The sequence below is a fragment of the Mangrovibacterium sp. genome, from assembly GCF_059905295.1.
In genome coordinates this window covers 1-14,696 of sequence record NZ_JBZQJF010000161.1, presented here as the reverse complement: position 1 = coordinate 14,696, position 14,696 = coordinate 1, and the positions used below count along the sequence as shown (strand labels likewise).

Sequence of the window (14,696 nt, the reverse complement as noted above, 5' to 3'; positions counted from 1 at the left end):
TTGTTTGTTTAGCGCCTGGTGTATTTAACACCTTTTAACATCTTGACCTGCAAATTTGCTAAAAAGTTCTGGTCAAAACGAGATCTTTAAGCCTTAACTTGAGCGATAGTGATATGTTGTATAAAAGGTGCATTCTCTTTACCATGCTCCTAAAGCTGCGGGTTATCTCATTTTTCTCCGGATAAATGTAATGACTTTTAGCTTTGTATCTTCAGGCAAGCTTTGAATTCGTGTTTTGTGACTCCCTCCGGGGGCAACAATCTTCCAATTTGAATGATCGGGGTTAAGTTCAGCTGCTGTTGCCGACCAGGGATCTGTCTCTCCGTAAATTAAGACTATATTCTTCGCTTTGGTCTTAAGAAACCGGTCGACCATTAACGAAGTTTCCGGGTGATAAGTTACCGTGCACCCCTCCGGAAGCATGTATTTTTCGAGATAACCTTTAGCTGATGAAATTGAGATTAGACCTTCGAATGGTGTGATGTCGTAGCCGTAGTAGCCGAGTTCGCGTTCTGCCTGGTAGAAAAATGATTGATACTGTTTGGAACCTTCGTCGGTGAAATAGTCGGGTTCGCTGATCGTTGTGAAATAGGAATAGAGCGTTGAGTCACTGACTGAGGTGTCGGGAATTTCGTTGCATGATGCTCCCCACTGCCAGAATGCAAATGGAAATTCGAGTGTAATGAAGTCGATCATTTCGTCGTAAGTCATACGGCTGTGGTAACCTTTTTCATCGCAATATGACTGCAGTAATTTTTTCATGGATTCCCTGCGTTTTAGAAATTCACATTGAATTTGATAGATCGCTTTTCGGCAGGAATCTGTTCCTAATTTGTTTATAAATGGCTCGTGCCGGCCATCTTCGACTCCAAAATTTAAAGGTGCTACGTAGGCAACTGTTAAATCAACATCCTTCGGATAAAAGGCTCGATGAGCTAAGGCTGTTTGTCCGCCTTTGCTGATTCCTGTATTCAGCCATTTCCCGGTGAAATAGGGCTTAAAAAGTTCTACGATTCGGTGATGGTCATTCGCCGCATTTTCTACGGTCAGGTAGTCCCAGTTTAGCGGGTTTGATGTTGATTTTCCAAAGTAACGATGCTCGACACAAATCTGGTTTCCGTTTACTATTTTGCTAAGTTCGTTTATGTACTTCGGGCTTTCAGCGTAGTTTGCATCGTAGCCTTCAGTTATCAATACCGTTGGGTTTTGGGGCTCTTTTTCAGCAATAAATACACGTTGAAGGAAGAAGCCATGAGTGGTATCCTTGTAATCTAAGGGTTGTTTGATCATGACTACATAGGTGTGCTTAAAAAACGGATTCCCACTAATTTCTTCAATTTGTTTAATCTGTGGTTGCTCTTTCAGAAAGGTTAGTAGTTCCTGTGCATTTCCCGAAAGAAAGATCAACAAAAAAAAGAGAATAATGGGAAGGCTTCTGAATTTCATGGCAAATGCTTTTAGTTATTTGAAGGTCGCTTGAAGTGCCTAAATTTCGGTAAAATTCTGCTTTTTCGGGTAACATTGCCTTTACATATCCTGATAAAAATCACAATTAAAAGGAAAAACGGATAACTTTGTCTTTTAAAAAAAGAGAGAAATGAAGAATATTTTTTGCCCGATTTCAAAAGAACGAATTAATGAACAAGTTCCGCGAATTACAGCTTTACTTGTTGTAATGTTGGTAATTGTGGCTTTCGGATTCAAATTACCCGCGATTTTTCTGATTTTGTTAGCCGATTTTGGTGTTCGTGCATTTACCAAGATGCGTTTCAGCCTGCTGAGCTGCGTTGCTTACTGGTTGACCAAAGCATTGCGACTTCCGGAGAAACCGATTGATAAAGCGCCCAAGATCTTTGCTGCCCGAATGGGCTTTGTTATGGTGTTGGCCATCTTGGTCTTGAACTTTGGAGGTTTTCTGACTGCTTCCAAAATTATTGCAGGGATTCTGGTGTTTTTTGCCGGCTTGGAATTTTCAATTGCCTTTTGTGCCGGTTGTACAATTTACACGCTTTTTGTCTTGCCGTTCTATAAAAATTCGTGATGGTATCGTATCCGATTCAATTATAATAAAACAGGCTTGTAACTCTATCAGAAGTTATCAAGCCTGTATCATTCTATATTAATTGGAATTCAGTTCATTTTTTAAGCAAACCGATTCCGCAATTTCTTTAACATCTTTCCCTGAGAAATTTCCGGAAGTCATAATCAACAGATTTTTATTGTGCCAGTTTTCAGATTGAAGCTTTGAAAACAGCTCATCCGAGTCGGTTGATACTTGTAGGCCCTGCTTTGCAAAAGCATTGGCGACCTGCTCTTTACTAATTGGTTCAAGCCGTTTGTGCTCAATGGTATGTGGGTCAAAATAAACAAAAGCTTCGTCGGCCGAGGCCATGCACCCTTCATACTGAGGCAGGAACTCTTTTTTCAACGAACTGAAGGTGTGCAGCTCCATCACAGCAACTAATTTCCGGTCGGTAAACTGCTTTTTCACAGCTTCGGTTGTTGCTTTCAGTTTTGAAGGTGAGTGTGCAAAATCGTAAAACACGGTACAATTTCCGTTTTGCGCCAGCACTTCCAGGCGGCGGGCTGCGCCTTTAAAGGAAGTCATCGCGTTGTAGAATTGCTCATCGGTTATCCCCAGCTGACTGCAAACCAATTTCGCTCCGGCAATGTTTTGCAGGTTGTGATCCCCAAAAACTTGCAATGGGTATGTTTTGTCGTTGTTTTTCAGGTTCGTAATGCCATTCTCAGTTAACGACGGGTGCTCGAGGTAAGCTTCTGTTGAGATATCCTGACGCACTTGACCGGCAATGTTTACCAGGTTTTCGTCGCCACTATAATAAAAAAGTGAACCGTTTTTTTCAATCAAGTCAGCAAAAATCCGAAACTGCTCCACATAGTTCCCGAATGTCGGAAATACGTTGATATGATCCCAGGCAATACCGCTTAGCAAAGCGATGTTTGGATGGTAGAGGTGAAACTTCGGTCGGCGGTCGATAGGCGACGACAAATATTCATCACCCTCAAAAACGGCAATCTGACTTTCATGACTTAGCGAAACCATTGTGTCAAAGCCTTCCAGCTTGGCACCGACCATATAGTCGAACAGTACGCCATTGGTTTTCAGTACGTGCATGATCATGGATGTGATTGATGTCTTTCCATGTGAGCCTCCTATCACCACGCGGGTTTTATCTTTTGTTTGCTCGTACAAATACTCGGGGTAAGAGTATATTTTCAGTCCCATCTCCTGGGCTTTTAACAGCTCAGGGTTATCGGGGCGGGCATGCATGCCTAAAATAATGGCATCAATCTCCGGACTAAGTTTTTCCGGGTGCCAGCCAAAATCTTTCGGTAATAAACCATATTGCTCCAGTCGGCCTTTCGAAGGCTCAAAAATTTCATCATCACTTCCGGTTACCTGGAATCCTTTTTTGTGCAAGGCAATGGCCAGGTTGTGCATGGCGCTTCCGCCGATCGCTATAAAATGAATGTGCATAGTGTTTGTTTTGCAGAAAGACCAAAGATAAACATTCGGGCGTATCAAAGGGGGATTCGATGTACGAAGAAATTGAATAAAAAAGAAAAAGCCGGAGCATAACGTTCCGGCTTCTGGTTGTAAATGTTCAGTATTTCCAAATAATCAGGATTGTTTTTTTTGTACACCGATTCCGGCTTCCGGAGTCAACATGTAAAATGGATCTGTAAATTGAGGGCCACCACTAAAAGGTTCTTTTTCAGGGTCAATGTGAGGGTCCAGGTCGACAAAATTAAAACCACCTAATCCGGCAGCTAAATGGACCGAAGTGCCTAAGCCCAACTTACTCTCGAGCATGCAGCCAATCATCAGCCCTTTGTTTGCACTACGGGCAATTGCTGCAATGTCCAGTGCTTCAACTAAGCCCGACTTCATGATTTTAATATTAATGAGGTCAGCACAATCTGCTTTTATGACGTTAATCGCATCCGCTGCGGTGAAAACACTTTCGTCGGCAGCAATTGGTACCGATGTGCTTTCTTTTACACGCTTCATGCCTTGTAAATCATGTTTGACCACTGGCTGCTCGAACAACTCGGGACGAATTCCCTGTTTTTCCAATACTTCCAAAAAATGAATGGCATCAGCCGGAGAGTAACCTTGATTGGCGTCCAGCATAATCCGGCACTCCGGAGCACCCTCTTTTATGGCAATCACCCGTGCTACATCATCTTTCAGGTTTTTCCCAACTTTTGTTTTCAGCGTTCGGTAGCCTTTGTTTGCCAGTTTTTGGGCATTTGACTTAGCGGTGGCAGCATCGACAATATCTACGGTGTAATCGGTTTCGATTTGATGTTCAGCGCCGCCTATAAACTGGAAAAGTGGAATGTTCAGGCTTTTGGTATAGGCATCCAATAAGGCCATTTCGATGGCGCAGCGGGCTGTTGCCTGAGCCCAAAACACCGATTTCAAATGTTTGGATATTTGACGGTAGTCGGAGGCATATTGCCCGATCAAATAATCGCGACAACTTAGTAAGGTGGCAAGTGCAGTACCTTGGTTTTCGCCATTAACAGGCTCCAGAGGCGCTGCTTCACCAAAACCCTGTTTCCCATTTTCGAGTTCAAGCGTAATCAAAACATTCTCGATTTGATATTTCGCACCGGTTGCAATTGTAAAGGGGGCGTCCAAAGGAATGTTCAACTTCTCAATGTGAACATCAATTATTTTAGTTCCTTTCATCTTTGGTTCTCCAGGTTTTAAGGGTTTTTAAAAGATAGTCCAGTTGCTCTTGTGTGTGTGCAGCAGACAAAGTCATTCGGACCAAATAGCGATCCAATTTTACGGGGTATTTTACCGCAGGGGCAATAATTTTGTTTGCAGCGAGGTATTCTGATAGTTTTGTTGCTTCTTCTTCCGAATTAAAAAATAACGGTATGATTGGAGTTGGTTGCAGGGTGATCTCGAATCCCATGGCGGCAATGGCCTCTTTGCAAACAATCGATTTCGCAATTAGTTCCTGATGTATTTCCGGGTGTTCTGAAAGTACGTTCAAGGCTGCAATTCCTGATGCAACGGCTGTTGGCGGCAGTGAGGTTGATGCTCCGTAAAAGGCAGAAGTTTGACGAATGGCCCCAATCATTTCTGATGATCCGGCGATAAAACCCCCATATGATCCGAGGGCTTTACTCATGGTCTCCGACTGGAAAATCAGTGGCGACTTGTCGAGTTTAAAATGCTCCGGTGTTCCTTTTCCGTTTTCACCCAAAACACCTGTTGAATGTGCATCGTCGACCAGAATTAAAGCTCCGTATTTTTCTGCCAGCGTGTGAATCCGGTCGAGGGGAGTTATCTCGCCAGTCAGGGCAAAGATCCCGTCAGTGGCGATTAATACCTGTTGACCTTTGTATTTAAGTAAAAGTCTTTCGAGTGCATCGGTATCCAAATGGGGATAACTTTCAACGGTCTGAATATCTCTTGGAATGCCGTCAATAATACTGGCATGAGCCATCGAGTCTGTTAGAATTACCGAGACCTGATCTTTGAGGTAATCCATGATCAGCTTGTTCCCCATGTAGCCCGATGCGAAAATGAGAGCATCCTCCTTTCCTTTAAATGCGGCCAGCTTCTTCTCGAGCAATAAGTGAATATCGGCAGTCCCGGTTGTTTGCCGGGCAGCTGAAAAGTTGGCGCCATATTTTAAAACTGCTTCAACAGCGCTGTTGATCAATCGATGGTCAGCTGCAAGCCCTAGATAGTTGTTCCCTGCAAAATAATGATATGATGTATGATCAACGATGATGTTCTGACCAATTTTACTTTCCAGTGTGACTTTCATTGCTCCGGTTTGTTAATGCACATCCTAATTTGGAGTGGTATTGTGAATTTCGATTTCGAAGAATTAAGTATTTATAAGATGTATGACAAATTTAGGATTTATGATTGAAAATTATCATCCTAATATCTGGGGGTTAAAGAAAAATTAACTCAAAAACGGAAGCTTTTCTACGGAAACAGGATTTGGGATGTTCATTCGGCTAGTTCACATTCGATAAAGCCCCAGTTAGGGATATAAAGGCGCAGGGTACTTCCGGAAACCTTATACATTGAAATTTGAGGAATAAGTTCTGCCAAACGGCTTGCAAACGGGGTGTCGCAACAAATCTCAGTGCAAGTCGGTGGACTAAGGTTCAGGTGTTTGTCGGTAATGGTTAAAATGCTCCCAACACATGTATTTACATTAAGTTGGAGCTCGTAGCTTTTGTCCGTATTTATGGTGAAGTAAATCGGTTCATCATTCTCATTGGATAGGCTATCGTTGATTGCAACAAAATCGGTTACTTCCCAAATTTTAAAGACATTCCCCGCCGGTCCGTCAATTTTTTCGCAGGATATCAGAATAACTGACAGGCAAAAAGCTGCAAAGATTTGCTTGAGATGACTCATGAAGTCGATTTTCAGTGTGATATAAAAGTAGAGTCTCCAATCCAAACGACCAACCGTTTGAGCTAAGTTTTGGCCTCTTGAGGTTGTCAAATGTGTTTTCAATGTAAAATTTAGGGTGCAATCTTCAAAAATAGGACGGATTCATCTTTTAATTTCAATTTCTATATCTACTTTTGACCAATTAACCAATTTGGTCAAATGGAAGGTTGCAATAAACATGAAGAAGCGCAAGCCGCAAAAAGGGCACAAATAATTGATGTTGCTCAAAACAGGTTTGCCCAGTTTGGCTTCGAGAAAACCTCGATGCAGGAAATTGCCAACGACATGCAAATGTCGAAAGGGTCGCTGTATTATTACTTCCCGGACAAAGAAGCATTATATCGGTCTATCATTGAACGGGAGAAAGATGAGTTTTTGCAGACTATCCGAAGTAAAATTGAGGTGTTGAATGAGCCTGAAGATATGTTGCATCAATATGCAATAACCCGATTGGACATGACGGAGAGGCTTATCAATTTGTCGCGCATGAAGATGATGTACCAGAAAAACCTGCAGTCGTTTATGAGCGATACGGTTAGAGATTTTAATCATCTGGAAGATTTGCTGATTGAAGATATTTTGAAGATTGGGAACGAAAGAGGCATTTTTCGGATTGAAGATTTAAAAGCAACAGCAGCTCTTTATAATGATTCGGTGCGCGGGTTGCGAATGTTGTATCTGCGGGATAAGCATACCTTTCAGAAAGAGCGGGACAAACAAGCGCATTTAGATCAGATCAAGCTTTTCCTCGATATTTTTTGTCGGGGGCTAAGAATAAGTTAAAAACATAAAATAACAGAAACTGGAATATGAATAAAAAAATGAAAAGGGTATATCTGCCCGTGATACTGGTGTTGGTTCTGGTTATTGGAGGAGGAACCTATTGGTATTTGGACTATCTGAAATATGCATCTACCGATGATGCTTTTGTAGAGTTCAATACCTTAACGGCGAGTCCCAAAATCATGGGGCGAATTGCTAAATTATATGTTGATGAAGGCGATAAAGTAAAGCAGGGAGACTTGCTTTTTGAACTCGATAGTACCGATTTGGTTGCTCAGAAACTTTACCTGAAGAGTATGGAAGCACAAGCTGAAGCAAAGGCGCAGGAGGCGCAAGCCCGCTTTGCATTAAATAAGCAGCAGTTAAATGTGTTGCAGGTTGAAGTTGATAAAACGAAAAAGGACTTTGAGCGCGCTCAGATTCAGTATGAAGGAAGCGTAATTACGAAAGAAGCTTTTGATCATGCGCAGGATGCTTATAAAGAAGCACAAGCGAGATTGGCTTCAGGTCGTAAAGATATTGAGTTGGCATCGGCTGCTCAAAAAAGTGCAGAAGCTGCTGTTGGTTCAGCAATCAGTCAAATTCAGGTTGTTAAGTCACATTTGCAGGATGCACGGGTTTATGCTTCATCAAATGGTGTGGTTGCAAAACGCTGGTTGTTGGAAGGTGATGTTGTTCAGGCCGGACAATCGGTTTATTCGATGGTTGAGAATGATGATGCCTGGGTGAAAGTTTACCTGGAGGAAACCAAATTGGGTGGTATTCAAAACGGTAGTACAAGTAAATATACCCTTGATGCCTATCCCGGAATCACTTTCGAAGGGAAAGTATTTTACGTGGGCGCGAGTACTGAGTCGCAATTCTCGTTGATTCCACCAAATAATGCTTCCGGTAACTTTACGAAAGTGACACAGCGTATTCCGCTAAAAATCAGCATTGATGATGTTGAAGGAGGACAAAGTTTAAGTAAGTATCCGCTGTTGTCGGGGATGTCGGTGGTTGTTAAAATTGAGCGGAACTAAGCGTATGTTTAGTATTTTTTTACATCGGTTACGTTGGAATTTACGACCACGAACCTCTTTCCTTCATCCCCGAAAAGGTTCTTATAAGTGGTGGTTGCTTGCCAATGTGATGATCGGAACATTTATGTCGGTGCTCGATGCGACTATTGTAAACGTCGGGCTTCCTAAAATCATGGCAAACTTTGGTGCTAGTCTCGACCAGATTGAGTGGGTACTGACTGCTTACCTGTTGGCACTGGCAGTTGTATTGCCCATTGCTGGATGGATGGCTGACCGCTTTGGTTACAAACGGATTTATTTTTTGGGCTTACTCTTGTTTACTTTAGGTTCGGCACTTTGCGGAATCTCGGTGAACGAGCAGACCTTGATTATTTCGCGTGTCATACAAGGATTGGGGGCCGGAACGATTATGCCTATGGGTATGGCAATTGTCAGCCGTGAATTTCCCCCAAAAGAACGTGGTGTTGCTCTTGGATTTTGGGCTGTTGCTGCGGCGAGCTCGGTGTCCTTCGGGCCGCTTATTGGAGGTTACCTGATTGACAAATTCAGCTGGCAGCTGATCTTTCTGGTTAATGTTCCGATTGGGTTAATCGGGTTGTTTGTTACCTACCTTATTCAACAGGAATATAAGAGTAAGGTGATTCGTAAATTCGATCCCTGGGGCTTTTTCTCCATTGTGATCTTTTTACCGGTCATGCTTTATGCTTTGTCGGAAGGGAAAGCTGTTGGAAATTCAGAAGGATGGACTGCACCTTACATCTTGCTTTGTTTTGCGGTGGCCATTATCAGTCTGACTGTTTTTATTGTTGCCGAGCTGCATGTCAAAGACCCGTTTATTGATATCAAATTACTGAAGGAGTGGAATTTTGGCTTGAGTAATTTAATCATGTTTATTTTTGGAATAGGCATGTTTGGGACACCTTTCATTCTCCCGCTTTTTCTTCAAAATTCGCTAGGATGGACTGCTATTCAGGCCGGTGCTGTTTTCCTTCCTGTAGGGGTTATTCAGGGAATTGTGGCACCTTTTGCCGGGAAAATGGTTACCAAAATCAATGCTAAAATTGTATTGCTAATTGGTATTGCCTGCATTGTATTAAGCTTTGTTTTGGGATATTTCCTTTCGTATCAGACCGAACATGCGGCCATTATGACGATGCTGTATTTTCGGGGTCTGGGTATGGGTATTCTTTTTGCGCCGCTTAGTGCAATTGCCTTATCTAAAATTTCGAGAGATGAGATGGCTCAGGCTTCCAGTTTGTTTAATGTGACCCGACAGTTGGGAGGTAGTTTTGGCGTGGCTATTTTGAGTAGCCTGCTCACAACACGGACTATTTTTCACCAGCAAATTTACGGGGAGCAGCTTAACCGCAATTCGCCTGAGTTTTTGAGTTCAGTGTCTCGCTTGTCTCAGCATATCGTACACTCGGCCGGAAGCTCGGTCAGTCAATCTCTGCAGCAAGGAAAGATGTTGTTGGTTCAACATACGATGAATCAAGGATACATTCAGGGAATCGCGGATGATTTTCTGATAGCAGCTGCTATTACGGTACTGGGAGCTATCCCGGTATTGGCTTTGCAGACTAAGAAAAAGGATGAAGATGATGTTGCTGAAGCTCCGGCTAAATAACTCAGAACCAAAGAATGTAAGAACAAATAATACATTGTTTATGAAAGTAATGAAATTCAGATTTCTAAAAAATATGGTTGGTGCGATGCTGATCCTGTTCTCAGCAGTTGGCATAACCGACGCAGCGGGCAATGAAAACTCTTATGAGCTTGATAGTTTGCTTCAGCATATGATTGCAAACAACCCAAACATATTAAAGGCACAGCAATCGCTTGTACAGGCTGATGAACAGATGGAGCTTGTACGCTCGGCTTTACGCCCTTTGGTTAATGGCGTAGCCTCGTATACCCGGGTTGGACCGGTTAGCAAATTCGATTTACCGGGGCTTGGTGAGGCCGAGTTAAATCCTGCGAATAATATGAATGCGGAAGTTAGCTATGAGCAAACTTTGTACGATTTTGGTCGTACCGACAAGTCACTCGCAGTAGAAAAAGCTCGCAAAGAACTTTTAAATGAGTCGATCGGGCAGTTGCAGGAACAATTGAGCCTGAAGATGATTAACACCTATTTCCAAGTGGTGTTTTTGCAGAATGCCATTGAGATTAATCAGGAAGAGATGGCCAACCTGCAAGAACACGAGCAAACAGTGACCAAAAAGCTGGATGCCGGAACGTCAACAAAATACGAGTTGCTTTCTACGCAAGTACGGATTTCGAAGTTGAAAAGCAAACGTGTTGACCTAAAGTCATTGCGTACCAAGGAGCTGGCCGTATTGTCCACTCTAGTGGGAGAAGATTTTGAATCGGATGTGAAATTCCCGGAAGAGCTTCCCCAATTGCTCGTTCAAACTGAGGTTGGAACAGCTTTGCAGCAGGCTTTTGCGAATCGTGATCAGATTAAAATTGCAGAAACGCAGGAGAAGATTGCTGATTTGCAGAAAGAGGCCATCCATTCTTCGGTAAATCCAAGTATATCGGCTATGGCTTCGGCAGGGCTTAAAAATGGCTTTGAACCCGATATTCAGGAAATCAGGCCGAACTATGCTGTTGGTGTCGGTCTGCATGTTCCGATTTACAGCGCCTCAAAAACAAAACACCAGTTGGCCCTTCAAGAGGCCAAGCAGGAAGAGCTACATTATGCGACAGAGGCGGAAAAACGAAATGTTAAGCAGGATGTTATCCAATCGATCGAAGACCTGAAAGCTGCAAAACTGAAAATTGAGCAAAATGAAATGCAGTTTCAACAGGCCGAAGAGGCTTATAAGCTAGCCGAAGTTAGTTTTAATGCAGGAAGTATTACCAACCTCGATTTACTGGATGCTTCAACCAACCTGGAGGACAGTAAACTTGAACTCTTAAAAACAAAAATAGACTATCTGTTAGCTGGTTATCAGTTAAAACATACTACCGGTGAAAAGTTATACCAATAAGTTTTCATTTTAAATATTGAATCGTGAATGCTTCTTCCTTCGGGAGGAAGCATTTTTTATGAACTTTAACAAATGGTTAATATTAAGAATCGGTCTAAAGAATGAAAATAAAAGGCATTTTTGTCTTAAATTATGTTCCCTAATCTGATGTTATTCAACTTGTTGGTAATCCTGCGATGCAGAGATTTTAATTAAATAGAATATGGAGAAAGTTTGATATGTAAATGCTTGAAAAACAAACGCTGACTTTTGTTAGTAAGCTGTTAAAAACTTGAAAGACTATGAGATTCTATGCTCAAAAACCACTAATTTTGGCAACTGATTTTCTTAACAGTTACATTATGGCAGAAAAATATAACAAACTTTTTCAAGAATTTCCTCCTGTCAGTAGCGAAGATTGGAAAGCAAAGATTGTAACCGATCTGAAAGGCGCTGACTTTGACCGCAAATTGGTTTGGAGGACTAACGAAGGTTTTTCCGTTCAACCGTATTACCGTCAGGATGACTTGGCAAACTTGAACTACCTGGATACACTTCCCGGTCAGTTTCCGTTTGTTCGGGGAAACAAGACCAATGACAACGACTGGTATGTTCGTCAGAACATCGTCGTAAAAGATTTTGCAGAGGCCAACAAGAAAGCACTGGATGTATTGATGAAAGGTGTTACTTCGTTGGGCTTTGTGTTTAATGAGTGTAACAATGTTACTAAAGACGACATGGCAGTGTTGTTGAAAGACATCTGTCTGGAATCGATCGAAGTAAACTTTGTTGCTAAGTGCTACACCGCAAAAATCGCAGAAGCTTTTGCTGACTATGTGTTGGCAGGTAAATGGAATCCTGCAAATGTTGTAGCATCTGTAGCTTGCGATCCATTTGGAAACTACCTCATGTACGGACGCATGAAAAACGGCGTTGAAGGTTCAGTAGAACAAGCAAAAGCACTGATTGAAAAATCAGCTAAACTTCCTAAATACCGCGTAGTTGCTGTAAATGCGAAAAATTTTGCTGCAGCAGGTGCTTCGGCTGTACAAGAGTTGGGGTTTGCTTTGGCTCAGGGAGCTGAATATCTTTCAGCTTTAACTGAAGCAGGTTTGGCCGTAAATGAAGTTTCTAAAAAGTTGAAATTCAACTTTAGCGTTAGTGCAAACTACTTTATGGAAATTGCTAAGTTCCGTGCTGGTCGTATGTTGTGGGCTCAAATCGTTAAAGCTTACGGTCCCAAATGCGATGGCTGTTGCAAAATGAATGCTTACGCCGAAACCGGATCATGGAATAAAACATTCTACGATCCTTACGTAAACATGCTGCGTACTCAAACTGAAACAATGAGTGCTGCACTGGGTGGTGTTGATTCAATTGCAGTTCTTCCGTTCAACGCAATTTACGAAGATACAACAGTGTTCTCTGATCGTATTGCGCGCAACCAACAGTTATTGTTGAAAGAAGAATCTCACTTCGATAAGATTGTTGACCCGGGTGCCGGTTCATACTACATTGAAGAATTGACTGCTTCAATCGCTGAAGAATCTTGGAAACTGTTCCTGACTGTTCAGGATAAAGGTGGTTTCCTTGCAGCGGCTAAAGAAGGTTTCATCCAGGCTGAGATTAAAGAGATGGCTCAGAAACGCGATATGAAAGTAGCTACTCGTCGCGAAAACATCCTGGGTACAAACCAATTTCCGAACTTCACTGAGAAGTTGTCAAAAGAAGACGTTGATGCAGCTGTTTTCGAAGCAACTGATTTAACTGCTGAAGATGCAGAAATCGAAACATTGAAACCTTACCGTGGTGCTCAGGCTTTCGAAAAACTGCGTATCGCTACCGATAAATATTCAAAAGAAAATAAACGTCCTTTGGCGTTCATGTTAACTATTGGTAACCTGACTTTCCGCAAAGCTCGTGCTCAGTTTGCATGTAATTTCTTTGCTGTTGCCGGTTACGAAGTGAAAGACAACAACGGTTTCGCAACAATTGAAGAAGGCTTGGCTGCTGCTAAAGAAGCAGGTGCTGAGATTGTTGTAATCTGTAGTTCTGATGATGAATATGTTGAGTTAGCTCCTGCTACTTTCGATGCAATGAAAGGCGAAGGAATTTTTGTTGTAGCTGGTGCTCCTGCTTGCATGGATGATTTAAAAGCTAAAGGCATTGAAAACTTCATTCACGTGAAGAGCAATGTACTTGAAGACTTGAAAGCGTACAATGCAAAGCTAGGGATAGTTTAAGCAGATATTAAGACATCAGAATTTAGACAATAGACATTTAGAATGCACAATTACCGGGAAATAAAAATTTGGCAGAAGGCAAGAATCCTAGTAAAGGATGTTTACCTGATGACCAAACAATTTCCATCTGAGGAGCTTTATGGCTTGACTTCTCAAACGCGCAGGGCTGTCGTTTCTGTCATGTCAAATATTGCAGAAGGAGCCGGTCGGGGAACGAATAGAGATTTCAATCATTTTCTTGATATAACAAAAGGGTCTTTGTTTGAAGTTGAATCATTAAAAATTCTTGCATGCGATTTGGAATATATTTCAGAGAGCGTGAAAAAAGAACTGTTAATTAAAAGTTCCGAGATTGTCAAAATGCTGATCGCTTTTCAGAAGAATTTAATCTAATGTCTAGAATCTAGAATCTAAAATCTATTTAATTATGAAACCAGATTTTAAAAGTATCAATATAAAAACAGCAGCTGCGCAGCAAAAAGCCAGCGAATGGGCTGCTGAACACAAAATTTCAAAAGACTGGATCACTCCGGAGCAAATCCCGGTGAAACCGGTTTACACCAAAGAAGATTTGGAAGGCATGGAGCATTTGAACTATGCTTCAGGTTTGCCACCATTCCTTCGCGGACCTTACTCAGCCATGTATCCTTTGCGTCCATGGACCATCCGTCAGTATGCAGGGTTCTCAACTGCTGAAGAGTCAAACGCTTTTTATCGCCGTAACCTGGCTGCCGGACAAAAAGGTCTTTCTGTAGCTTTTGACCTGGCAACTCACCGTGGTTACGACTCAGACCACCCTCGTGTCGTGGGTGATGTTGGTAAAGCCGGTGTGGCAATCGACTCAATCCTGGATATGAAAATCCTGTTCGACCAAATTCCATTGGATAAAATGTCAGTTTCGATGACCATGAACGGTGGTGTATTGCCGGTAATGGCTTTCTACATCGTTACAGCATTGGAACAAGGCGCTACTTTGGATCAATTGGCCGGTACCATTCAAAACGATATTCTGAAGGAATTCATGGTGCGTAACACGTACATCTACCCACCGGAATTCTCCATGAAAATTATCGCTGATATCTTCGAGTTCACTTCTCAGCACATGCCGAAGTTCAACTCAATCTCAATCTCGGGTTACCACATGCAGGAAGCTGGTGCAACAGCCGATATCGAAATGGCTTATACCCTGGCTGATGGTTTGGACTATATC

The 14,696-nt window shown here is 42.2% G+C and carries 13 protein-coding genes; 8 read left to right on the top strand and 5 right to left on the bottom strand.

The window, feature by feature from the left end; all coding sequences use genetic code 11:
- Positions 1-162 precede the first annotated feature (162 nt).
- Positions 163-1,446 (bottom strand): S28 family serine protease, encoded by a 1,284-nt coding sequence (locus AC37HE_RS08665; protein ID WP_500782431.1) that lies wholly within the window; start codon positions 1,444-1,446, stop codon positions 163-165.
- A gap of 151 nt (positions 1,447-1,597) precedes the next feature.
- Between AC37HE_RS08665 and AC37HE_RS08660 the strand changes: the two genes are divergently transcribed.
- Positions 1,598-2,041, top strand: a complete 444-nt coding sequence (locus tag AC37HE_RS08660) for a DUF4395 domain-containing protein (RefSeq protein ID WP_500782430.1) — start codon at positions 1,598-1,600, stop codon at positions 2,039-2,041.
- A 78-nt stretch (positions 2,042-2,119) separates the two neighbouring features.
- Here AC37HE_RS08660 and AC37HE_RS08655 read toward each other — a convergent pair whose 3' ends face one another.
- From AC37HE_RS08655 to AC37HE_RS08640, 4 genes are all read right to left on the bottom strand, one after another.
- Positions 2,120-3,499 (bottom strand): UDP-N-acetylmuramate--L-alanine ligase, encoded by a 1,380-nt coding sequence (locus tag AC37HE_RS08655; RefSeq protein WP_500782429.1) that lies wholly within the window; start codon positions 3,497-3,499, stop codon positions 2,120-2,122.
- A gap of 144 nt (positions 3,500-3,643) precedes the next feature.
- Positions 3,644-4,720, bottom strand: a complete 1,077-nt coding sequence (locus AC37HE_RS08650; protein WP_500782428.1) for a dipeptide epimerase — start codon at positions 4,718-4,720, stop codon at positions 3,644-3,646.
- Positions 4,707-5,816: an aminotransferase class I/II-fold pyridoxal phosphate-dependent enzyme gene (locus AC37HE_RS08645; protein ID WP_500782427.1), complete on the bottom strand. Its 1,110-nt coding sequence runs from the start codon at positions 5,814-5,816 to the stop codon at positions 4,707-4,709. Before AC37HE_RS08645 ends, AC37HE_RS08650 begins: the two co-directional genes overlap by 14 nt.
- A gap of 191 nt (positions 5,817-6,007) precedes the next feature.
- Complete coding sequence (locus AC37HE_RS08640) at positions 6,008-6,526, bottom strand: hypothetical protein (protein ID WP_500782426.1); 519 nt, start codon at positions 6,524-6,526, stop codon at positions 6,008-6,010.
- A gap of 96 nt (positions 6,527-6,622) precedes the next feature.
- On the opposite strand from AC37HE_RS08640, the gene AC37HE_RS08635 reads away from it, so the two are divergent.
- The 7 genes from AC37HE_RS08635 to AC37HE_RS08605 form a co-directional block, all read left to right on the top strand.
- A complete protein-coding gene (locus tag AC37HE_RS08635) occupies positions 6,623-7,246 on the top strand; it encodes a TetR/AcrR family transcriptional regulator (RefSeq protein ID WP_500782425.1) in 624 nt (207 codons plus the stop codon).
- Between the two features lie 38 nt (positions 7,247-7,284).
- A complete protein-coding gene (locus AC37HE_RS08630; protein WP_500782424.1) occupies positions 7,285-8,268 on the top strand; it encodes an HlyD family secretion protein in 984 nt (327 codons plus the stop codon).
- A gap of 4 nt (positions 8,269-8,272) precedes the next feature.
- On the top strand, positions 8,273-9,895 hold the full coding sequence (locus AC37HE_RS08625; RefSeq protein WP_500782423.1) for a DHA2 family efflux MFS transporter permease subunit: 1,623 nt from the start codon (positions 8,273-8,275) through the stop codon (positions 9,893-9,895).
- A gap of 40 nt (positions 9,896-9,935) precedes the next feature.
- A complete protein-coding gene (locus tag AC37HE_RS08620; protein WP_500782422.1) occupies positions 9,936-11,264 on the top strand; it encodes a TolC family protein in 1,329 nt (442 codons plus the stop codon).
- 341 nt (positions 11,265-11,605) lie between these two features.
- Positions 11,606-13,486, top strand: coding sequence for a methylmalonyl-CoA mutase small subunit (gene mutA, locus AC37HE_RS08615; RefSeq protein WP_500782421.1), 1,881 nt, complete (start codon positions 11,606-11,608; stop codon positions 13,484-13,486).
- 42 nt (positions 13,487-13,528) lie between these two features.
- Positions 13,529-13,879: a four helix bundle protein gene (locus tag AC37HE_RS08610; protein ID WP_500782420.1), complete on the top strand. Its 351-nt coding sequence runs from the start codon at positions 13,529-13,531 to the stop codon at positions 13,877-13,879.
- Positions 13,880-13,913: 34 nt separating this feature from the next.
- Positions 13,914-14,696: methylmalonyl-CoA mutase family protein (locus AC37HE_RS08605; RefSeq protein WP_500782419.1), on the top strand; the 783-nt coding region annotated here is incomplete at its 3' end.